We start from the raw sequence: 21,684 nt of genomic DNA, 5'->3' as shown, positions 1-21,684 counted from the left end.
GACCCGGGTCGGAAATCGTGATGAACACGGATATGGGCGCCGATACCCGGGCCCGCTTCTGAGTACCTGTACGGATGTTCCAGCCCCGGGCCGACCGGCAGAGTGGTCGGCACGGGGAAACGCCCACGGAAGTCTCGGGGGAGCGCCGTTCGGGGGGAACGGCGGGGCGTGACGACATCGGGATCGGCGCGGGGGGCGCCGGTCCCGATGGGAACGACCGGCCGGCCGGGGGGCGGCGGGTCGTTCGGGGCCGGCTCTGCCGATGGGACGGCGGAGCCGGCGCCTTCGGGACGGGGTCGGCCGACGACCCGCCAGAGGTCGGATCGGCCGGCGACCACAGCCATCGGCCGCCACCGCCACCGCCATCGGCCGGCGACGACCGCCGTCAGCCGGTGACCACCGCGATCAGCCGGGTGCCCGGGGCGAACGTGCCGCGCTCGGCGAGGGCGAACAGGCCGAACAACATCTTGCCGACGTAGATCGGTTCGGGCGCGAAGTCGTGCCGGGCCACGAAGTCGGCGAGGAACGTGTCCAGCTCCGGGCCGCGGCGGGCGTAGCCGCCGTGGTGGAAGTCGTGCTCCACGTGCCAGTTGTCGGTGGGCGCGCCGTATGTGCGCCGCTGGAGCTCGGCCACCTCGTCGGCGAGGAAGCCGCCCTTGAGCGCCGCGAAGCCGATCGCGCGCCGCCCCGGCGGCAGGCCCGCCGCGATGCCGGCCAGCGTGCCGCCGGTGCCCGCGGCGACGCAGACCACGTCGAAGTCGTCGCCGAGCTCGGCGGGCAGTTCCGCGCAGCCGCGCACGGCGGCCTCGTTGCTGCCGCCCTCCGGAAGCACGTAGGCGGGCCCGTGCGCCGCGAGCAGCCGATCGAGCACCTGCGGCGTGTGCTTGGCCCGGTAGGTCGCGCGGTCCACGAACACCAGCCGCATGCCGTGTTCGACGGCGAAGGCGAGCGACGGGTTGAGCGGGCGGTCGGCGAGCTCCTCGCCGCGCACCACGCCCACCGTGGCCGACCCGATGGCGCGGCCGGCCGCGGCGGTGGCCCGCAGGTGGTTGGAGTACGCGCCGCCGAAGGTCAACAGCGTGTGCTGCCCCTGTTCGCGGGCCGCCGTCAGGTTGTACTTCAGCTTGCGCCACTTGTTGCCCGACACCTCGGGGTGGATCAGGTCGTCCCGCTTGAGCGCGAGGCGCAGGCCGAGGGCGGTCAGCCGGGGATCGCACAGCTCGTGCAGCGGTGAGGGCAGACGTGGGCGCACCGGACAAGGGTGGCACGTCCGGTTGGTCCCGCGATGGTGTCGGTGTCGCCTGTCACGGTGGAAACACGTGGGGAGCGACCGCTCCCGACGACCGGGCCGGCCGACTCGAACATGCTCGAACATCACTCGAACACGCCGGTTCGCCCGGGACTGCGGCAATGACGTTGACGTGGGTGGGGGAGAGAGCTTTACTGGCAAACGAGGTCGAACCTTTGTTCGAGAGAAGAGTTCGATTCGAACGGCACGGGGCAAGCGGATGGGCAGCCTGGGGTTGCGGTGCGTGGGGAAGCGCATCGCGGCTCCCGGCCTCGGCAGAGGAGGAGCTGTATGACGCGTCTGCACACCGATCCGGTGGAGGTGCTGCGCAGTGGTGGGGACCCCGCGCGGTTCCTGTGGCACGACCGGCTCTACGTGGTCCGGGAGGTGCTCGGTCACTGGGTGGAGACCGGCGAGTGGTGGCAGCACGCGCGCTCGCGGACCGCCGTCGTGGCGACGGGGGAGCGCGAGGTGTGGCGCGTGGAGGCCGGAGCCGGCCGCAGCGCGCCGTTGGGTGTGTACGACCTCAGCCTGGACGCCGGCGCCGGGACCTGGACGCTGGCGCGGACCGCCGATTGAGGAGGTGACCGTGTGAGCGCGAGTGCGAGCCCGAGCGCGAGTTGGAACCAGTCCGCCCACATACCCGAACCGCCGCCGATCCGACGGGCGCCCGTGCGCTGGTCGTCCGCCCCGCGCGGGGCGCTCGATCTGCTGACCCAGGCCCGGCGCGGGCTCACCGAGGCCGCCGTCAACCGCGACGCCGCGGAGCGGTACGCCACCGCTCACCTGGCCGCATTGCGGGTGGCGGCGGCCGTGCTCGCCGCCCGGGCGCAGGCCGAGGACGAGCGCGCGAATCGCCGCAGGCGGGCCCCGCGCAGCGCCTGGGAACTGCTGCCGAAGGTGGCGCCCGAGCTGACCGAGTGGGCGGCCTTCTTCGCATCCGGCGCTCGCAAGCGTGCCGCCGCCGAGGCGGGACTGCCCGGCGCGGTCACCGGCCGCGAGGCGGACGACCTGATCCGCGACGTGGAGACCTTCTTCCGCCTGGTGGTGCGACTGCTCGCACTGCCCCCGATCCCGGCCCCACCCCCTCCTGTCGATTGAACGCACCACCCATGAACCGACCGAGCCGATCGAACCGTCCGTTCGCCCACCTGCACGTCGCGTCCGGGCACCCGGCCGTACCCGAACCGATGGCCGCGGCAGGCCCCACCGCGCCCGCACCCGGCACGCGCCGGGTCCCGGTGCACACGAGCGGCTTCGAGATCTCCCCGTACGCCGACCCGCGCCCGGCCGGCGGCCCCACCAGGCAGCCTCCGCGCAGGCTCCGGCACGCAGGCCCCGGGAGCGCGGGATGACTCCCGACAACGCCCTAAGGTGGAACCCGACCAGTTCCGGAGGAGGGTGTCCGTGTCCGACCAGACGCGCAGGCGCAGCTCGATGCGTACGGCCGTCGTGTGGCAGGTGCTGCGCGAGGCGTTGGACCGACGGGTCGAGGCGGCCGGGCGGAGCGTGCTCGACGTGCTCGACGCCGGCGGCGGCACCGGCAACCTGGCCGTGCCCATCGCCCGACTCGGCCACCGGGTCACCGTCGTCGATCCCAGCCCGGACGCGCTCGCCGCGTTCGAACGCCGGGCCGCCGAGGCCGGCGTCACCGACCTGGTCCGGGCCTACCAGGGCGACACGCACGGCCTGTTCGACGTGGTCGAGCCGGACGCCGCCGACGTGGTGCTGTGCCACGGCGTGCTGGAGGTGGTCGACGACCCCTCGGCCGACCTCGCGCACATCGTCCGCGCCCTGCGCTCCGGCGGCACGCTCAGCCTGCTCGCGGCCAACCGCACCGGTGCGGTCCTGGCCCGTGCCCTCGCCGGGCACTTCGACCAGGCCCGCGACCTGCTCGCCGACCCCGAGGGGCGCTACGGCCCGGCCGATCCGCTGCCGCGCCGGTTCACCGTCGCCGACCTCGTCGAGCTGGTCGCCAAGGCCGGCCTGGAGGCCGGCCCGGTGCACGCGATCCGGGTCTTCGCCGACCTGGTCCCGGGCGTCCTGGTCGACGACCCGAATTCGTTCGACGCGCTGCTGGACCTGGAGCGGGCCGCGGCCGAACAGCCCGAGTACCGCGCCCTGGCCACCCAACTGCACCTGCTCGCGAGCAAGCCGGCGGGCTGACCTCCACGCCGGTCGGGGCCCTCGGACGGGCGGTGCCGGATGAGTACCGCCCGATCCGGCTCGCCGGCGATCATGCACGTGGACATGGACGCCTTCTACGCGTCCGTCGAGATCCGCCGCAATCCCGAACTGCGGAACACCCCCCTGGTGGTGGCCGGCCACGGCCCGCGCGGGGTGGTGCTCTCCGCCACCTACGACGTGCGCGCGCTGGGCGTACACGCCGGCCAGGCCACCTCCCGGGCCCGCCGGCTCGCCCCGCACGCGGTGTTCCTGGCGCCGGACCACGACGACTACGGGCTGGTCTCCGGCGGCGTGATGGAGGTGCTCCGCTCGATCACCCCGCGGGTGGAGCCGCTGTCCCTGGACGAGGCGTTCCTGGACCTGGCGGGCGTCACCCGCCGGCTCGGCCCGCCGGAGACGGTCGGCGAGCACATCCGCGCCCGGATCCTCGACGAGCAGGGCATCACCTGCTCGGTCGGGATCGCCGACAACAAGTTCACCGCCAAGCTGGCCGGCGCGCTGGCCAAACCGGACGGGCTGCGCGTGATCCGCCCCGAGGAGGTGGTGGACTTCCTGCACCCGCTCCCGGTGGACCGACTGTGGGGCGTCGGCGAACGCACCGGTGCGCTGCTGAGCGATCTGGGCCTGGCCACCATCGGCGATGTCGCCCACACCTCGGTCGAGACGCTGAGCCGCGCGCTCGGCCCGGCCGCGGGTCGCGGGCTGCACGAACTCGCGTGGGGTCGGGACCGGCGTCCGGTGATCCCCTGGGAACCCGAACGCAGTATCGGTGCCGAGGAGACTTTCCCCACCGATGTGGACGACCCGGATGTGATCCGCCGCACCCTGCTCGACCTCGCCCACCGCACCGCGACCCGGCTGCGGCGGGCGAAGGCGGCCGGGCGCACCGTCACGATCAAGATCCGATTCGCCGACTTCAGCACCCTCACCCGGGCCAGGACCTTGCGCGAGGCCACCGACGTGGGCCACGAGATCTACGGCGTGGCCTGCCTGTTGCACGGCGCACTGGGTCTGGAACGGGCCCGACTGCGGCTGGTGGGCATCCGGGTGGAGGGCCTGGTCGGCGGCGTCTACCCGCGCCAACTGGCGCTGGGGGAACGGGTTCTGGGCCGGCGCGAGGCGGAACGCGCGGCCGACGCGGTGCGCGGCCGGTTCGGCGACGCGGCGCTGACCTCGGCCACGCTGCTCACCCCCGGGCCCCGGTCGCGCGGGCGTTCCGGGCGCTGAGACCGAGCGCGCCGACCGCGGCCGGCCCACGGCCGTGACCCGCGCGGCCCCGCCCCTCAGCGCGAACCCGCTCCGGCCGCATATCATCGAAGCCCTGACCGGGGGACATGAGCGTGCGCCGGACAGGGCAGGAGTGTCGACAGGGGCGGGAATCGACGTGGTGACCCATCATCTTGGAGCAGGCTTCGAGCCCGTGCCGAGGGTGGCTTTCACGACAGCGATTACCTGCCTATCCTGAAAGGGCCGCAAGGTCGCGTCGCGGCCGACGAAGGAGGACGCCGTGCCGCTCTCAGAGCACGAGCAGCGCATGCTTGAGCAGATGGAGCGAGCGCTCTACGCCGAAGATCCCAAATTCGCGACAGCGCTCGAAGCAGCCGGTATGCGCCGGCACACTCGGCGACGCACCGTTCAGGCAATCCTCGGATTCCTGCTCGGCATCGTCCTGTTGATGACCGGCATGATGGTCCAACAGATCTGGGTGAGCGTCATCGGCTTTCTGGCGATGCTCGGTGGGGCGCTCCTCGCGGTCACCGGCTGGCGCCGGGGACCCGCGACGGCCAACGCGGGCGAAGGCGGCGGCGCTCCCGGGCGCGCACCGCGCCGGCGCAAGGCCAAGGTGATGAACCGCATCGAGGACCGCTGGCGCCGTCGGCGCGAGGAAAACGGCGGCTGACCCTTCGGGGTGATCCGGACGACACGGCGGGGGAGACCCCGTCGCCGCCCGGCCGACGCGGGCGGACCCGGGCACGACATGTCCGACCGGCCGGGTGAGTCGACCGGGTGTACGTACGAACGCCGGTGGCGGTGACTTCCGAGGATCTCGGGAGTCACCGCCACCGGCGTTTCGGCGTTTCGCGCCGTCGCGCTCAGCCGATGTCGACCGGCTTCGCGGTGGGCCCGGGGCCGTCGCTCCGGCGCCGGCGCGGTCGGAATCGCTCGACGAACGCGTATCGGCGCTCGGCCGGGCTCGGTCGGCCCCGGCGGCGCAGCGACGACGGGAGCAGCGTGGCGCGCAGGCGCCGGCCGCGACCGGCCTGGGCGAGCAGGCCCGTGCGGACCGCCCGTACGTCCTCGCCCAGGCCCGGTTCCCGGGTCGGCGGGGTCTGGGCGTACAACAACCGCTCGGTGGCCAGGGCGATGCGCGGCAGTGCCTCGCGGGCCGCGAGCAGGGCGGCGGACTCCGGGTGCGCGGCGTCGCCGTCCGCCGCCCCGGGCCGTTCGGAGAGCACCCGCAGCAGCCGTTCGGTCGCCTGCCGCGGGGTCTCCGCGTCCGGCGCCGGATGCCCCAGGTCGCGGGCGGTGTCCAGGACCTCGGTCCAGCCGCCGAGCACCGGCCCGGCCCGGTCGCCGGGTTCGTCCGCACCATCCGCCGCCACGTTTCGGGTCAGCGCGGCCAGGCGGCGGGCCCTGACCCGGCCCCGGGTCAACATCGGTGCCGCCGCGAGCAGCACGAACAGCGCGATCCCGGAGCCGATCAGCAGCGCCCGGCCGGAGAGCCAGGGCCCGTCCGAGGAGCCGCCGGCGGTGACCGGCGCGGTGCTCGCGGACACCGAGGGCGCCGCGCTCGGTGCGGTCTGCGGCTGCTTCGTGGGCAGTTCGCCCGCGCTGCCCGCCGATGCGGACGGCACGACCGGTGCGATGTCCTGTTGCGCGTAGGAGGGCGAGTTGCCCCGCGAGGGGGTCGGCTCGAACCGGATCCAGCCCGCTCCGGAGAAGTACAGCTCCGGCCACGCGTGTGCGTCGTGGCTGCTGACCTTGTAGGTCAGGTCGGTCTGCAGGGTGCCGGGGATGAAGCCGACCGCGACCCGGGCCGGGATGCCCAGGGTGCGGGCCATCACCGCCATCGCCGACGAAAACTGTTCGCAGTAGCCGACCTTCTGCTCCAGGAAGTTCTCCAGGGCGGAGGCGCCGTTGCCCTGCGGGACCTTGGTGTCGTAGCGGAACTGGTTGGACCGGGCGAACCACTCCTCCAGATTGCGGGCCCGGTCGTAGGAGGTGCCGTTCCCGCCGATCCGCAGTGCCTGCTGGCGGATCCGGTTCACCATGTCGGTCGGCAGCGGCAGCGACACGTACGGCGCGAGCGAGGGCGGCGGCGGTGCGGCGGCCTTGAGCTGGGCCGGGGTCGGCTCGACGTCGAGGCTGGTCACCGTCCAGCCCAGGCTGCGGGTGTCCTGCTTGTTGTCGCCGAGCAGCAGCCGTCCCTCGGGCTCGAACCGCCAATTGCCCTTCACCTGGACCTGCGAGGCCGGGTAGGGCATCGGCAGCGAACCCTGCCGGTAGCTGTTGTTGGCCTCGATCCGGGTGGTCACCTCGGTGGTGCGCACCGCCGCGTCCAGTCCCGCAGGCTTGGGAAACTCGCGCGGCACGTCGGTCAGTTGCCGCTCCGAGGGTTGCCAGGTGCGGCCGTCGAACCGGTCCAGCGAGGAGATCCGCAGGTAGATCGAGCCCGGCGTGGCCGCGTTGGTGCGGTAGCGCATCAACTCGACGTTCTCCGCCCGGTTCAACTCGTCGGAGAGCTTGACCACGGGGTTGATCGTGGTCAGCCGGTGCGATTTGGGGCCGTTGTCGTTCTTGTCGATCAGGCGGTTGGCACTGAGCGGGATCAGCGCCGGGACCGCCACGGCCACCGCGAGGGCGGTCAGGCCGATCCGGCCGCCGCCGCGTGCGGGTGGGCGGTACTGGCGCAGCGGCGGGTAGCCGGGCGGCATCGGCGGGGTCAGCGGGCGGCCCCAGCGCAGCAGGCGCTCCCGGCCCTCCGCGAGCAGCAGCAGCACGTAGGCCAGCGCCGCGATCAGGAAGATCGCCCAGCCCAGTCCGGACCGGGACAGCGCCGCGGGCACGCTGTAGAGCGCGAGCAGCGGCAGGCCCGCCGGAGCGGCCTGGGCGTAGGTGACCGCGATCATGTCCACGAGCACGGCCATGCCGCCCATCACCAACAGCAGGATCGCGACGATCCCGGGTGAGGCGGGTGCGGGGGTGGTGAACTCGCGGATGTCCTGTCCGCCCACCCGCAGCAGGTTCACGAACGCGTCGATGCTGCTCGGCGTGGGGATCGGGCCGCTGGCGTCCGGTACGCAGACCAGCAGCAGGTAGGGCACCAGGGCGGCGAGTTGGCACAGGCCCACGATCGGGCGTGGTACCCGGATGCGTCGGGCGCCCTCGCCGACCAGGGCGACCAGCAGGATCGCGCCCAGGCCCTGGGCGATCCAGCCGCCCGAGTCGACCAGCGGGAGCAGCGAGGACGACGTCAGCGCGGTCGCGAGTCCCGCGACCAGGGCCAGGCGCAGCCGACCGGTCATGACCTTCCCCCTCCATCGACGGTGCCGCCCCCGACCGTGGGCGCCGAGCGCGGGCGCGGCGGCGGGGTCGAGGAGGCGGTGTTCGCCGCGGGTGCGGCGGGAGCACTCGCGCGCGAGGTGCCGGCGAAGGACACCGAACCCGCGGCGGCGGGGTCGCCCACCCGGCCGGCCGAGCGCCACAGTTCGGACAACCGCGAACCGGCCCGGGCCGACAACACCCGCCAGCCGGCCTGACGCAGCAGGGCCACCGCGCTGTCGTGCGGCAGCGCGCCGGGCACCCGGCCCCACGTGCTCACGTCCAGCACGACCGCGACCCCGCGGCCGGAGCGGTGCCGGGCCCGGCCCAGCCGCTTGACGTCGTCCTCGGTCAGCGCACCGAGCACGGCGACGGTCAGGCCGCCGCCGTTCGGGTCGCGCAGCGCGGGTTCGGCCCGGTCGAGCGCGGCCACCGGCACGGTCTCCACCACGGCCAACGCATCCAGCAGGAAACCCTCCAGGTCGCCGGGCGCGGCCCGGATCCCCTCCAGGTCACCGGCCAGTGCGTCGCCCTCGGAGTCGAGCAGCCGGGTGGTGTAGCCGCGGCGGCACAGATGCACACCCACCGAGGCGGCGGCCGAGACGACCCACTCGAAGGACGACGCCGGCCCGTCGCCCACGTGCACACCCTCGCGGGTGTCGATCAGTACGGTGGCCCGGTTCTGCCAGGCCTGCTCCTCACGGCGCACCATGAGTTCGCCGCGGCGGGCCGTGGAGCGCCAGTGCACCCGGCGCACGTCGTCGCCGTGTCGGTACTCGCGCGGGACCACGTCCTCCTCGCCGGACGCGGACACGTTGCGGGCGTGGCTGTCGCCGTATCCGGTCCACTCGCCGCCCAGGTCCACCGCGGGCAGCGGCTGCACCGCCGGGGTGACCACCAGGGTGTCCCGCGCGGCGAAGGAACGGGTCAACTCGCACATCCCGAACGGGTCGGCCATCCGCAGCCGCAGCGGCCCGACCGGGAAGCGGCCGCGCAGGTCCGAGCGGACCCGGTAGGACACGTGCCGGCTGCCGTGCGGCTCGATCCGGTCGAGCACGAACCGGGGCCGCGAGCCGAGCACGTACGGCACGTGGTCCTCCAGCATCAGCAGACCGGTGGGGATGCGCGAGACGTTGTCCACGCGCAGCCGTACCTGCGACTCGTGACCGGCCGCCACCCGGGGCGGCTCCAGCGCCCGGGCGCTGGTGACCAGGTGCCGGGTGCGGGCGACGATCAGCACCGACACCAGGGGCAGCGCGGTGAGCAGGAAACCGACCCGCAACAGGTCGCGTTGGCCCAGGATCACCGCGCAGATGCTCGCGGCGACCCCCGCCGCGAGGAAGGACCGCCCCCGCGTCGTCAGGCCGGACAGGGCGGTACGCACGTCAGCGCGCCGCCCCGGAACCCGTGCCGCCGAGGCGACCGTCGGACGGCACCGGCGCGTAGCCCTGGTGCGCGGTGGGTGCCTGGGTCGGGTACGGCCGGCCGCCGTTGTGCTGCGGGACGCCGCCGGGGTACGGCATGTGCGCGGGCGGCGCGGGCGGGGGCTGCACGGTCTGCGGTGCGCCGACCCGACCCTGGGCCGGCGGGACCTGGCCGGTCGGGGAGCCGGGGACCGGGACCTGGCGGACGATGTCGGTGACGATCTGTTCCGGGGTGCGCCGGGCCATCTGCGCGTCGGCGGTCGGCAGCAGCCGGTGTGCGAGCACCGCGACGGCCAGCGTCTGCAGGTCGTCCGGGAGCACGTAGTCGCGGTTGTCCAGCGCCGCCGCCGCGCGGGAGGCGCGGACCAGGTGCAGGGTCGCCCGCGGCGAGGCGCCCAGGCGCAGTTCGGGGGAGCGGCGGGTGGCGTTGACCAGGTCGACCGCGTAGCGCGCGACGGCCGGGGACACGTGCACCCGGCGCACGGCGTCCGCGAGCCGGACCAGGTCCGCGGCGTCGGCGACCGGGGTCAGGTCGGTCAGCGGCGAGCCCGCGCTGTGGCCGCCGATCATCCGCAGCTCGGCGTCCGCGGCGGGGTAGCCCATCGAGACGCGCGCCATGAACCGGTCCCGCTGCGCCTCGGGGAGAGGATACGTTCCCTCCATCTCCACCGGGTTCTGCGTCGCGATCACCATGAACGGCGCCTGGAGCTCGTATGTGGTGCCGTCGACGGTGACCTGACGCTCGGCCATGCACTCCAGGAGCGCGGACTGGGTCTTGGGCGAGGCCCGGTTGATCTCGTCGCCGACCACGATGTTCGCGAAGATCGCGCCGGGCTTGAATTCGAACTCGCGCTTCTCCTGGTCGAAGACGCTGACTCCGGTGATGTCCGAGGGAAGCAGGTCCGGGGTGAACTGCACCCGGCGCATCTCGCAGTCGACCGAGCGCGCGAGCGCCTTGGCCAGCATCGTCTTGCCGACTCCCGGAACGTCCTCGACGAGCAGGTGGCCCTCGGCCAGCAATACGGTCAAGGCGAGGCGGACGACCTCGGGCTTGCCCTCGATCACGGTCTCCATGGCCCCGCGGATCCGATCGGTGGTGACCGTCAGATCCCCCAGACCGGCCTGATCGTTGAACGTCGACACCCGTGCCCCTCCCTGGAACCGCGTTGTGCACGCCCTGGGTCAGGGCCACAGGCCGATTCTCCCGGTAGCGTGCGCTGCCGTCACCCCGTTGGACGGCCCGGACGACGCACGATGCGACTCCGGAGGGTAGTCGACGCGCCGTGGGGACGGTCCGGTCGGCAGAAAATGGCTCGGCCGAGACGGGTCGGTCTCCTCGATAGTGCGGTGCCGAGTCGGAAAACGGGTCGGCAAGATCGGGGCGACGGACCCTAGGACTGCTCGGGGGCGCCTTCCGGTTGCACGTCCGGGAGGGGGAAAACCTCGCGCAACAGGCCGGTGGTGACGTCGTATACGAATCCGCGCACCGTGTCGTTGTGCAACAGGAACGGGGACCTGCGCACGCGGTTCATCGACTGACGCACATCGCCGTCGAGATCGACGAACGCCTCGACCGCCCACTGCGGGCGCAGGCCGGTGTCGGCCTCCAGTTCGCGGCGGAAATCCTCGGTCACCGTGAGCATGCCGCACTGGGTGTGGTGGATCAGCACGACCTGCGTGGTGCCCAGGTGGCGCTGACTGATCGTCAGCGAACGCACCACGTCGTCGGTCACCACGCCGCCCGCGTTGCGGATCACGTGCGTGTCGCCCAACTCGAGCCCGAGCATCGCGTGCACGTCCAGGCGGGCGTCCATGCACGTGACGACGGCGGTATGCCGGACCGGCATCGCGGACATGCCGGGGTCGCGGTACTTCTCCGCGTAGTGCCGGTTGGCGGCGACAAGACGATCGACCATGGTCAGGACGTTAGCGACCCGCACCGCGTTTCGCCTCGTGGGGGGAGTCACACTCTGGAGGAAAGGGATGGCTCGTCACTATTTCGGGTCTATGGGTGCTAATCCCCGAATGAGAGATTCGTACCGGGATCCCAATGGTGTGGAGGTGGAAACCCGCGCCCGAGGCGGGGGAGTGGCGTGCGGGGGGCGCGCAATCGGGTGGTTCTTCGGATGCACCCCTTCTGACCTGGGCTTTTGTCGGTGCTGTGAACAGAGTGACGCGCCCGAAAAGGGTTGACCGTGGGGTTTGGTGGAGTAGAGTGGCGGGAAATGGAGCTGCGAAGCTCCACGTGGCGGCCGGAGGTGCTCGGTGTTCCTGGGCACATACGAGCCCCGGTTGGACGAAAAAGGCCGGCTGATCCTGCCGGCTCGGTTCCGGGACGAGTTGGCGGAGGGCCTAGTGATCACAAAGGGGCAGGAACGCTGCCTCTATGTGTGGCCCATCGCGGAATTCACCCGGATCGCCGAGCAGTTGGGCAAGGCACCGGTGACCTCGAAGGCCGCCCGGGACTACATGCGGGTCTTCTATGCGGGCGCATCCGACGCGGTGCCGGACAAGCAGGGGCGGGTGCTGGTGCCGCAACCGCTGCGCGACTACGCCGGGCTCGACCGGGACAGCCGCGACTGCGTCGTGATCGGGACCAACACCCGGGTCGAGCTGTGGGCGGCGCGGACCTGGCACGACTACCTCGCGGAGCAGGAGCAGTCCTTCGCCGAGCTGTCCGAGGAGGTGCTGCCCGGCCTGCTGTGACCGAGGCGCGACGCTCGATGTCGCACCTCTCCCCGCATCCCTCCCGAACGCGATCTCGACCGTGACGCACGTGCGGCGAGGCCTCCACCCGCTCCGAGCTTTCTGGCACTCCTTCCCCGGTGCCAGAGGTCACTTCCCCAGACGAGCGGGCGGGGACCTGACGGCATGTTCTCCCGGCACCTCGCGACGCGGCCTCCGGGGCCGCCTCCCCGATCCACCGGGATCCGCCGGACACGGCCTAGACTGCGGGTTTCCGCACGACGAAGGGCCCGGAGTGAACGCGACGATGGTGGAGGGGCCGTGACGGCGCCCGCCCACATTCCGGTCCTGCTGGAACGGTGCGTCGAGCTGCTCGCCCCCGCGCTGCGCGCGCCCGGAGCGGTCGTGGTGGACGCGACGCTCGGCATGGGCGGGCACAGCGAAGCCCTGCTGACGGCCTTTCCCGAGGCACGGCTGATCGGCTTGGACCGCGACCCGGAGGCACTGGAGCGCTCCGGCGCCCGACTGGCCGGCTTCGGCGAGCGCGCCACGCTGGTGCACGCGGTCTACGACGAACTGCCGCAGGTGTTGGCGCGGCTCGGTATCGCGCGGATCGACGGCATCCTGTTCGACCTGGGTGTCTCCTCGCTGCAACTGGACCGGGCCGACCGCGGCTTCGCCTACGCGCAGGACGCGCCGCTGGACATGCGGATGGACCCGACGGTGGGCATCACCGCGGCCGACATCCTCAACAGCTACACCGCGGGCGACCTGGCCCGGATCCTGCGCGACTTCGGCGAGGAGCGGTTCGCCCGCCGGGTCGCCGACGCGATCGTGCGCGAGCGGGAGAAGGAGCCGTTCACCAACAGCGCGCGCCTGGTCGACATCGTGCGCACCGCGATCCCGGCCGCCACGCGACGTACCGGCGGCAATCCGTCCAAGCGCACGTTCCAGGCGCTGCGGATCGAGGTCAACGGCGAACTCGCGGTGCTCGAGCGCGCGTTGCCCGCGGCGGTCCGGGCGCTGGCGCTGCACGGGCGGATCGTGGTGATGTCCTACCACTCGCTGGAGGACCGGATGACCAAGCGCGTGCTCGCGGCCGGTGCCGAGAGCAAGGCACCGCCGGATCTGCCGGTGGTCCCGGAGGACCTCCAGCCCCGGCTCAAGCTGCTCACCCGCGGCTCGGAGAAGGCGAGCGAACAGGAGAACGCGGACAACCCGCGCGCGGCCTCGGTGCGGCTGCGAGCGGCGGAGCGGGTGCGGGAAGACCTGTGAATCGACGCGGCGGACGGGGGAGCCGGGGATGAGCGGCGCGGCAAGGACGATGACCCGCATCCGGCTGGTCGCGCACCAGGCCAAGGGTTCGACGCGGACCCCGTTCGTGGTGCTCGTGGTCGCCCTGCTCGGCGGCGGCCTGCTGTCCCTGCTGCTGCTCAACACCGCGCTCAACCAGGGCTCGTTCGAACTCGGCCGGCTGCAGAAGCGGCAGGACCAGCTCACCGACGACCGGGAGGCGCTCCAGCGCGAACTGGACGCCAAGGCCGCGCCGGGCGAACTCGCGCGACGCGCCCAGGAACTGGGCATGGTCCCGGGCGGCAGCCCGGTGTTCATCGACCCGGCGACCGGGCGCGTGCTCGGCGTCCCGAAGGCGGCCACGTCCAAGCCGCCGCTGGTGCCCGAGGTGCCCGCGACCCCCGTGTCGCCCGCATCCGCGGCGCCGCCCGCGGCCGGTGGCGGTCCGGGCGCACCGGCTCCGGCCGGCCCTGCCCCGGCGGCTCCGGCCGACCCCGGCACGCCCGGTGCATCCGGTGCATCCGGCGCGCCCGAGAGCACCGCCTCGGCGACCCCGGCCCCGCCGGCTTCCACCGCGCCGGCCGGCGCGGTCGGCGCCACGCCGCCGGAAGCGACCCGTTGACGGTGCTCGCCGCCGATCGGTTCGCCCACCCCGGCGGCCGATCCACTCGGCTCGGCGGGTCGGCCGGCTTCGGGCCCGGCTGCCCGACCTCCCCGGGCCACGGCACCCGCCGTCGCGGCTCGGCGGGCGAGACGACCGGCTGGGCTGTGCGGTCCTTCGGGCCGCCCCGGGCGTCGTCGGTGGTGCCGGAGGCTCGGGTTCGGGCGGTGTCGCCCCTCGGATCGGCCCCGACGGCGCCGCCGAACGGGCGGATCCGCGGTTCGGGGCGGGGCGGGGGCGATCGCATCGGCGCCGCTCGCCCGTTCGCTCGTTGTACGTATACGCCGCCCGGTGCGGCATGCCGCCGAGTTCGGGTGCTGCCCAGTCCAGGTGAAGGGACCTCGCGTGACCGACGGACGCCGTGACCCCCGTGATCCGCGTGATCCCGACGAGCCGCGTTCGGCCGGGCGGGCCCGCCGGGAGCGTGGCGCCGACCCGGCCGCGTCCTCGGACCGCCGGTCCCGCCCGCGTCCGGCCGACGGCTCGGGTGCGGCGGACGGGCGGCGCCCGCGCGCCGGTGCGCAGGACGACCCGCCCGCGCCGCGTGCCGCGCGTCCGCGCGCGGGCACGGGGGAGCGGGCCGAGCCGGGCGCGGGCCGCCCCCGGGCAGCCGGCGGGGAGCGGGCCGAGTCGGGTGCGCGCACCCCGCGTCCGGACCGTCCGCGCCGACCCGCCGGCGAGGAGGCACCTCCGGCGCGTCGGGGCAGCCGGCCCGACGCTCCCGGGGCGGCTCGCCCCCGGGCGGGCGAGGCCACATCCGGCGCAGGTCCGACCGCGGCGCGCGGCGACGGGGCCGGGCGCCCGGCGCGACCCCGGACGGGCGATGCCGGATCCGGCGGCGCGGGCTCGCCCCGGTCGCGTTCCGGTGCGGGCGCATCCGGTGGGCGGTGGGGTCGCCCGGGTGCGGGTGACGCGGCGTCCGGTGAGCGGACGGGCCGGCCGCGTGGTGGTGACGCGGGGTCCGGTGAGCGTTCGGCGCGTTCCGGTGCGGGCGGCTCGGCGTCCGGTGGGCGGCCCGGTCGGCCGCGTTCCGGTGCCGGCGCCTCGGGTGGGCTCTGGTCCCGGCTGCGGGCGGGTGCCGCCGCCTCCGGCGAGCGTTCGGCCGGCGCCGGCGCCGGTGACGCGGCGTCCGGTGGGCGTCCGGCGCGCCCGCGGGGCGGTGCGGCGGCGGCCGGTGAGCGGTCGCGTCGGTCGGGCGCCGGGGATGCCGGTGCGGGTTCGGCCGGGGCCGGGCGGCGGGCGGGCGCGGGTGAGCGGTCTCGCGACGAGCGTTCGGCCGCGCGTGGGCCGCGGCCGAGGTCGACGGAGGCACCGGCCGAGGGTGGTGCGGCCGCGGGCGCGCGTCCCGGGCCGCGCCCGCGGCCGCGACCCGATGCGCGGGGAGCCGATCTGCCCGGCCGGCCGGAACGGCCGCGGCGCCCGCGCCCGGTCGCCGGCGACGGCGCCGCGCGCGGCGCCCGGGACGACCACGCCGGCGCTCGGCCGGTGCGCCCGGCCCGACCGCGTCCGGGGACGGCCCGGCCCGGTCGCACCCGCGACGCGCACCCGGCCGGAAGGCCTCGACCCGCCCGCCGGCCGCGGGCGGGCGCGCGGATGGGCGATCCGCGCAAGCGGCTGCGGATCGGGCTGATCGCGCTCGGCGTGGTGCTGACCCTGTTCGCGGGCCGGCTGCTCCAGCTGCAGGCCCTGGACGCGCCCGCGTACGCCGCGCAGGCCGCCGCCAAGCGCACCCAGACCGTCAACGTCCCGGCCGAACGCGGCTCGCTCACCGACGCCTCCGGGGTGAGCCTGGCCAAGTCGGTGGACGCGTACGACGTCACCGCCGACCCCACCCAGGTGCAGAAGTACGACCCGCATGCCACCGCGGTGGCGTTGGCCCCGCTCGTCAACGGCGACCCGGTCGCCATCGAGGAGAAGCTGCGCACCCCCAAGTCGCGCTACGTGGTGCTCGCCGCACAGGTCGAGCCGGCGGTGTGGAACCACATCCACCAGGTGCAGAAGGACCTGGGCAAGGTGCGCCGCAACGACCTGGTCGGCATCTACTCGACCAAGCACAGCAAGCGGGTCTACCCGGCCGGACCGGTCGGTGCGAACCTGGTCGGCTTCGTCAACGCCACCGGACACGGCGGCGGCGGTCTGGAGATGACCCTGGACGGCCAACTGGCGGGCAAGGACGGCCGGACCACCCAGGAGATGGTCTACGGCCGTCGGGTGCCCACCTCCGACCTCACCGGCAAGGAGGCGGTGCCCGGAGCCGACGTGCAGTTGACCGTCTCGCGCGACCTCCAGTGGTACGCCGAGCAGTTGATCGCCGCGAAGGTCACCGAGACCAAGTCCGAGTCGGGCACGGTGGTGGTCCAGGACGTGCGAACCGGCCACATTCTGGCGATGGCCACCGCGCCCGGCTACGACCCCAACCACATCGGCCCCGGCGACGTGCACAACCTCGGCAACCGGGCCGTCGAGGAGGCCTACGAGCCGGGCAGCACCGGCAAGGTGATGACCATGGCCGCGGTCATCCAGGAGGGCCGGGCCACCCCGGGCACGCACGTGACCGTGCCGAACCGACTCGCCCGGGCCGACCAGTTGTTCAAGGACGAGCACGACCACCCGACCCAGCAGCTCACGCTGGCCGGCGTGCTGGCCAAGTCCAGCAACATCGGCACGATCCTGGCCTCGGAGCAACTCTCGCCCGACCGCGCCGAGGCCAACGCCAAGCTGCACGACTACCTCACCCGGTTCGGCGTCGGACAACCCTCCGGGCTGAAGTTCCCCGGCGAGACCCCCGGCATCCTGGCCCCGCCGCAGAAGTGGAACGGCTCCCAGCAGTACACGATCCCGTTCGGCCAGGGCCTGTCGGTCAACTCGGTCCAGGCCACCTCGGTGTTCCAGACCATCGCCAACGGCGGAGTGCGGATCGAACCGAGCCTGGTCAAGGGCAGCACCGGCCCGGACGGGAAGTTCAAGTCCGCCGCCGCACCCAAGTCGACCGTGGTGGTCAGCCCGGAGACCGCCCGCCAGGTGAGCGACATGCTGGAGACGGTGGTCGCCGACGAGGGCGGCACCGGCAAGAACGGCCGGATCCCCGGCTACCGGGTCGCGGGCAAGACCGGCACCGCGAACCGGGTCGACCCCAAGACCGGCCGCTACAACGGCTACACGACGTCGTTCATCGGCTTCGCCCCGGCGGACGATCCACAGGTCGTGGTGTCCGTCACGCTCCAGGCGCCGGGCATCGACGGCGGTGGCGGCAGCCTGTGCGCACCGGTGTTCCAGCAGGTGATGACGTTCGCCCTGCAGAGCCGCCGGATCGCCCCGAGCGGCACCGCGGCGCAGGACCTGCCGATCGAGTGGTGAGCGATGCCGCGACCGGCGGCGCCCGTCCCGTCGGCGCCGGTCGCGGCACCGGGCCGAGGACGAGCCGACGGCCCAAAGCGCGGTAGCCTGCCCGCCGTGCCCAACCGTGATCTGCGCCGCCCAGCCGAGGTGCGCCCCCAACCGCTGACCGGCCTGGCCGGGTTCGTCTCCGTCCCCCTCACCGGGGCCGCGAGCGACCCGGAGGCGACGCTGACGGGCGTCACCCACGACTCGCGGGCCGTGCGCCCGGGGGATCTGTACGCCGGGCTGCCCGGTGAGAACTTCCACGGTGCCGCGTTCGCCGGGCAGGCCGCGGCGGCGGGCGCGGTGGCCCTGCTGACCGACCCGGCGGGCGCCGAACTGGCCGCCGACAGCGGCCTGCCGACCCTGGTGGTGGACGATCCGCGCGGCCGACTGGGTGAGATCGCGGCCTGGGTCTACGGGCGGCCCGCCGAGGACCTGGTGATGTTCGGCGTCACCGGCACCAACGGCAAGACCACCACCGCCTACCTGCTCGACGGCGGATTGCGTGCCGGCGGCGGTACCACCGGGGTGATCGGCACGGTCGAGACCCGGATCGGCGAGGAGGTGGTGCCCAGCGTGCGCACCACCCCCGAGGCCACCGACGTACAGGCGCTGCTCGCGTCGATGCTGGAGAACGGCGTCACCGCCGCGGTGATGGAGGTCTCCAGCCACGCGCTCGCGCTCGGCCGGGTCGACGGCACCGTGTACGACGTCGCGCTGTTCACCAACCTGTCCCAGGACCACCTGGACTTCCACGCGTCCATGGAGGAGTACTTCGAGACCAAGGCCGAACTGTTCACCCCGCGCCGCTCGCGGATCGGCGTGATCGACGTGGACGACGCCTACGGGCGTCGGCTCGCGAAGATGGCGAGCGTGCCGGTGCTGACCGTGTCGGCGGCGGGCGCCGCGGACGCCGACTGGCGGGCCGAGAACGTGGACCTCGGCCCGGACGGCAGCCGCTTCACCGTGGTGGGCCCGGACGGGCACAAGGCCGACGCGAGCGTGCGGCTGGCCGGCCCGTTCAACGTGTCCAACGCGTTGCTGGCGATCGTCGCACTGACCGCGGGCGGCGTCTCGCTCGCGGACGCGGTCGAGGGCGTGGGCCGCACCCCGGGCGTGCCCGGGCGGATGGAGCGGGTGGACGCGGGGCAGTCGTTCCTGGCCCTGGTCGACTTCGCACACACCCCGGACGCGGTGGAGACGCTGCTCGCCGCGCTGCGCCCGGTGACCGCCGGGGCGCTGACCATCGTGCTCGGCGCGGGCGGCGACCGGGACCGGGCCAAGCGCCCGCTGATGGCCGCCGCCGCCGCCCGACTCGCCGACCGGGTCGTGCTCACCAGCGACAACCCGCGCTCGGAGGATCCCTCGGCGATCCTGGACGAGATGCTCGCCGGCATTCCGGGACTCGCCGACCCGCACGGCACCGTGGTGGTCGAGCCGGACCGGGCCGCGGCCGTCCTGCTCGCGGTGCGGCAGGCCGGGCCGGGCGACACGGTCGTGGTCGCGGGCAAGGGACACGAGCAGGGCCAGGAGTTCGCGAACGGGGTCAAACACCCCTTCGACGACCGGGTCGAGCTGCGCCGCGCGGTGGCCAGAACCATGGACGGCGGCCCCGCGTCCCCGAAGCAGTCCGACGATGCGAGGATCGTGGCTCCCGCACCATCAACGCACACCCCGACGTCCGAGACCCCGACCCCAGGCGTCCCGGCGACCGGCACTTCGGGTGCCGAGGAGACGAACCAGTGATTTCCACCACTCTTGCCGAGATTGCCACCGCTCTCGGAGGGCGGCTTTCGGGCGGCGCGGATCCGCACGCGCGCATCACCGCCGAGATGGTCGTGGACTCCCGCAAGGTCGGCCCCGGCACGCTGTTCGTGGCCGTGCGCGGCGAGCACGTCGACGGGCACGACTACGCGCGCGCCGCGATCGAGGCGGGTGCCGTCGCGGTCCTCGCCGAGCGCGACACCGACACGCCGGCGATCCTCGTCGAGGACGTGGTCCGGGCGCTCGGCCGCCTCGCCCGCTCGATCACCGACCGGCATCCCGACACCACGGTGATCGCGCTGACCGGGTCCTCCGGCAAGACGAGCACCAAGGACCTGCTCGGCCAGGTGCTCGCCCACGCCGGCCCGACGATCGCCCCGAGCGGCAACTTCAACACCGACATCGGCCTGCCGATGACCGTCCTCGGCGTGACCGAGGAAACCCGGTACCTGGTCGCCGAGATGGGCGCGCGCCACGTCGGCGACATCGCCTACCTGTGCGAGATCGCCCCGCCGCGGATCGGCCTGGTCCTCAACGTCGGCTCCGCGCACATGGGCGAGTTCGGCGGGCGCGAGGGCATCGCCCGGGCCAAGGGCGAACTCGTCGAGGCGCTGCCGGCCGACGGCGTGGCCGTGCTCAACCAGGACGACCCGTTCGTGCGGGCGATGGCCGAACGCACCAAGGCCCGCGTGGTCACCTTCGGCGAGAGCGCCAAGGCGGACGTACGGGCCGAGAACGTGACACTCGACGAGCAGGGCCGTGCCTCCTTCACGCTGTGCGTGCCGGAGGGCAGTGCGCCGGTGATCTTGCGCCTGTACGGTGAGCACCACGTGGCGAACGCTTTGGCGTGTGCCGCCGTGGCACGCGAAGTGGGCATGACCGTCGAGGACATCGCGGCGGCCCTCGGCGCTGCCGGTACGATCTCCCGCTGGCGGATGGAAGTGACCCGCAGGGGCGACGGGGTGACCGTCGTGAACGACGCGTACAACGCCAACCCCGAGTCGATGCGAGCCGCGCTCAAGGCCCTCGTCGCGATGGCGGGCGGCAATCGTACGTTCGCCGTGCTGGGCGAGATGCGGGAGTTGGGCGAGGCGTCGCTGACCGAGCACGACGCGATCGGGCGGCTCGCGGTACGCCTGAACATCCACCGGCTGGTGGCCGTGGGCGGCAGGGAGGCCGCCTGGATCGACATGGGCGCGAAGAACGAGGGTTCGTGGGGTGAGGAGTCGGTGCTGGTGCCCGACGTAGAGGCGGCCGTCGAACTACTCCGGGGCGAACTGGCCCCGGGCGACGTCGTACTGGTGAAGGCGTCCCGAGGGGTGGCCCTGGAACGGCTCGCGGCCGCGCTGTTGGCGGACGCCGCCGGGGACGACGTGAGCAACGCGGAGGTGCACGGGTGAGGGCCATCCTCATCGCCGGCGGCATCGCCCTGGTGCTGTCGCTGATCGGTACGCCGCTCGCGATCCGGATCCTGGTCAAGCGTGGCTACGGCCAGCTGATCCGGGACGACGGTCCGGCCGGACACCACAGCAAGCGCGGTACGCCCACCATGGGCGGCGCGGTGATCATCCTGGCGGCGCTGGCGGGTTACGGCGGGGCCAAGGCGATCACGTTGGAGACACCGAGCGCGTCCGCGCTGCTGGTGCTGTATCTGATGGCGGGCCTGGGCCTGGTCGGCTTCGTCGACGACTTCATCAAGATCGTCAAGCAGCGCAGCCTGGGTCTGCGGGCCAAGGCCAAGCTGGCCGGACAGTCCTTCGTGGGCATCTCGTTCGCGCTCCTGGCGATCCAGTTCAAGGACGCGCGCGGGTTCACGCCGGCGTCGACGCACCTGTCCTTCGTGCAGGACACCGCGCTGGACCTGACGCCGGTGTTCTTCGTGATCTGGGCCTACATCCTGATCGCCGGGCACTCCAACGGCGTCAACCTCACCGACGGCCTGGACGGTCTCGCGACCGGCGCCTCGGTGATCGTCTTCGGCGCGTACACCTTCATCGGGGTCTGGCAGTACGGCCAGTCCTGCCTGAACGCGCCCGGCGTGGGCTGCTACGACGTGCGCGATCCGCTGGATCTGGCGATCGTGTCCGCGGCGATGATGGGTTCGTGTTTCGGCTTCCTGTGGTGGAACACGTCGCCGGCCAAGATCTTCATGGGCGACACCGGTTCGCTCGCGCTCGGCGGCGCGCTCGCCGGGCTGGCCATCCTCACCCGCACCGAGTTGTTGTCCGCGCTCATCGGCGGCCTGTTCCTGATCATCTCGCTGTCGGTGATCATCCAGGTGGGCTACTTCAAGATGACCGGCAAACGGGTGTTCAAAATGGCGCCGCTCCAGCACCATTTCGAACTCAAGGGGTGGACCGAAGTACTCATCGTGGTTCGGTTCTGGATCATCGCCGGCCTGTGCGCCATTCTCGGGATCGGCATCTTCTACGCGGGCTGGGTTACGGGAACGTAAAGAG

Annotated in this window: 17 protein-coding genes; 12 read left to right on the top strand and 5 right to left on the bottom strand. The window is 73.4% G+C overall.

The features are described from left to right. Positions 1 to 385 precede the first annotated feature (385 nt). Entirely contained in the window at positions 386 to 1,252 is an 867-nt protein-coding gene (locus ACFZBU_RS08085; protein ID WP_391582648.1) for a 1-aminocyclopropane-1-carboxylate deaminase/D-cysteine desulfhydrase, read from the bottom strand. Between the two features lie 327 nt (positions 1,253 to 1,579). Between ACFZBU_RS08085 and ACFZBU_RS08080 the strand changes: the two genes are divergently transcribed. The 5 genes from ACFZBU_RS08080 to ACFZBU_RS08060 all read left to right on the top strand — a co-directional run bounded on the left by ACFZBU_RS08080 (position 1,580) and on the right by ACFZBU_RS08060 (position 5,375). Beyond that, entirely contained in the window at positions 1,580 to 1,867 is a 288-nt protein-coding gene (locus tag ACFZBU_RS08080; RefSeq protein WP_355534641.1) for a DUF6504 family protein, read from the top strand. Positions 1,868 to 1,879: 12 nt separating this feature from the next. Continuing rightward, positions 1,880 to 2,389, top strand: coding sequence for an SAV_6107 family HEPN domain-containing protein (locus tag ACFZBU_RS08075; RefSeq protein ID WP_391582647.1), 510 nt, complete (start codon positions 1,880 to 1,882; stop codon positions 2,387 to 2,389). Between the two features lie 306 nt (positions 2,390 to 2,695). Next, entirely contained in the window at positions 2,696 to 3,454 is a 759-nt protein-coding gene (locus ACFZBU_RS08070) for a methyltransferase domain-containing protein (protein ID WP_391582646.1), read from the top strand. 39 nt (positions 3,455 to 3,493) lie between these two features. Beyond that, positions 3,494 to 4,702: a DNA polymerase IV gene (gene dinB / locus ACFZBU_RS08065; RefSeq protein ID WP_391582645.1), complete on the top strand. Its 1,209-nt coding sequence runs from the start codon at positions 3,494 to 3,496 to the stop codon at positions 4,700 to 4,702. A 280-nt stretch (positions 4,703 to 4,982) separates the two neighbouring features. Beyond that, positions 4,983 to 5,375 carry a DUF3040 domain-containing protein gene (locus tag ACFZBU_RS08060; RefSeq protein WP_026218737.1) on the top strand — a complete coding sequence of 131 codons (393 nt, stop codon included), beginning with the start codon at positions 4,983 to 4,985 and terminating at the stop codon, positions 5,373 to 5,375. Positions 5,376 to 5,568: 193 nt separating this feature from the next. Here the strand turns inward: ACFZBU_RS08060 and ACFZBU_RS08055 are convergent, their stop codons facing one another. From ACFZBU_RS08055 to ACFZBU_RS08040, 4 genes are all read right to left on the bottom strand, one after another. Then, positions 5,569 to 8,001 (bottom strand): transglutaminaseTgpA domain-containing protein, encoded by a 2,433-nt coding sequence (locus tag ACFZBU_RS08055; RefSeq protein WP_391582644.1) that lies wholly within the window; start codon positions 7,999 to 8,001, stop codon positions 5,569 to 5,571. Then, a complete protein-coding gene (locus tag ACFZBU_RS08050; protein ID WP_391582643.1) occupies positions 7,998 to 9,401 on the bottom strand; it encodes a DUF58 domain-containing protein in 1,404 nt (467 codons plus the stop codon). Before ACFZBU_RS08050 ends, ACFZBU_RS08055 begins: the two co-directional genes overlap by 4 nt. A 1-nt stretch (position 9,402) precedes the next feature. After that, positions 9,403 to 10,584 (bottom strand): AAA family ATPase, encoded by a 1,182-nt coding sequence (locus tag ACFZBU_RS08045; RefSeq protein WP_391582642.1) that lies wholly within the window; start codon positions 10,582 to 10,584, stop codon positions 9,403 to 9,405. A 248-nt stretch (positions 10,585 to 10,832) separates the two neighbouring features. After that, the gene (locus tag ACFZBU_RS08040) at positions 10,833 to 11,357 is read right to left on the bottom strand and encodes a beta-class carbonic anhydrase (protein WP_391582641.1); all 525 of its coding nucleotides are present in this window, start codon (positions 11,355 to 11,357) and stop codon (positions 10,833 to 10,835) included. A gap of 349 nt (positions 11,358 to 11,706) precedes the next feature. On the opposite strand from ACFZBU_RS08040, the gene mraZ reads away from it, so the two are divergent. From mraZ to mraY, 7 genes are all read left to right on the top strand, one after another. Next, complete coding sequence (gene mraZ / locus ACFZBU_RS08035) at positions 11,707 to 12,147, top strand: division/cell wall cluster transcriptional repressor MraZ (RefSeq protein ID WP_391582640.1); 441 nt, start codon at positions 11,707 to 11,709, stop codon at positions 12,145 to 12,147. Between the two features lie 300 nt (positions 12,148 to 12,447). Continuing rightward, entirely contained in the window at positions 12,448 to 13,401 is a 954-nt protein-coding gene (gene rsmH, locus ACFZBU_RS08030) for a 16S rRNA (cytosine(1402)-N(4))-methyltransferase RsmH (protein ID WP_391582639.1), read from the top strand. A 28-nt stretch (positions 13,402 to 13,429) separates the two neighbouring features. Then, positions 13,430 to 14,041: a hypothetical protein gene (locus ACFZBU_RS08025; RefSeq protein ID WP_391582638.1), complete on the top strand. Its 612-nt coding sequence runs from the start codon at positions 13,430 to 13,432 to the stop codon at positions 14,039 to 14,041. A gap of 1,632 nt (positions 14,042 to 15,673) precedes the next feature. Next, positions 15,674 to 17,437, top strand: coding sequence for a peptidoglycan D,D-transpeptidase FtsI family protein (locus ACFZBU_RS08020; RefSeq protein WP_391582637.1), 1,764 nt, complete (start codon positions 15,674 to 15,676; stop codon positions 17,435 to 17,437). A 96-nt stretch (positions 17,438 to 17,533) separates the two neighbouring features. Beyond that, positions 17,534 to 19,207, top strand: a complete 1,674-nt coding sequence (locus tag ACFZBU_RS08015; protein ID WP_391582636.1) for a UDP-N-acetylmuramoyl-L-alanyl-D-glutamate--2,6-diaminopimelate ligase — start codon at positions 17,534 to 17,536, stop codon at positions 19,205 to 19,207. Continuing rightward, positions 19,204 to 20,625, top strand: a complete 1,422-nt coding sequence (gene murF / locus ACFZBU_RS08010; protein ID WP_391582635.1) for a UDP-N-acetylmuramoyl-tripeptide--D-alanyl-D-alanine ligase — start codon at positions 19,204 to 19,206, stop codon at positions 20,623 to 20,625. Before ACFZBU_RS08015 ends, murF begins: the two co-directional genes overlap by 4 nt. Then, complete coding sequence (mraY, locus tag ACFZBU_RS08005; RefSeq protein ID WP_355537423.1) at positions 20,622 to 21,680, top strand: phospho-N-acetylmuramoyl-pentapeptide-transferase; 1,059 nt, start codon at positions 20,622 to 20,624, stop codon at positions 21,678 to 21,680. Before murF ends, mraY begins: the two co-directional genes overlap by 4 nt. The last annotated feature ends 4 nt before the right edge of the window (positions 21,681 to 21,684 follow it).

It is taken from the genome of Embleya sp. NPDC008237, assembly GCF_042956465.1.
GTDB lineage: Bacteria > Actinomycetota > Actinomycetes > Streptomycetales > Streptomycetaceae > Embleya.
This window is presented reverse-complemented; position numbering and strand designations above follow the sequence as displayed.

Excerpts from the sequence above, each read along its gene's own strand:
- ACFZBU_RS08020 (WP_391582637.1), top strand. The coding sequence starts at position 15,674 with ATGGGCGATCCGCGCAAGCGGCTGCGGATCGGGCTGATCGCGCTCGGC.
- ACFZBU_RS08025 (WP_391582638.1), top strand. The coding sequence starts at position 13,430 with ATGAGCGGCGCGGCAAGGACGATGACCCGCATCCGGCTGGTCGCGCAC.
- ACFZBU_RS08080 (WP_355534641.1), top strand. The coding sequence starts at position 1,580 with ATGACGCGTCTGCACACCGATCCGGTGGAGGTGCTGCGCAGTGGTGGG.
- ACFZBU_RS08055 (WP_391582644.1), bottom strand. The coding sequence starts at position 8,001 with ATGACCGGTCGGCTGCGCCTGGCCCTGGTCGCGGGACTCGCGACCGCG.
- dinB (WP_391582645.1), top strand. The coding sequence starts at position 3,494 with ATGAGTACCGCCCGATCCGGCTCGCCGGCGATCATGCACGTGGACATG.
- ACFZBU_RS08040 (WP_391582641.1), bottom strand. The coding sequence starts at position 11,357 with ATGGTCGATCGTCTTGTCGCCGCCAACCGGCACTACGCGGAGAAGTAC.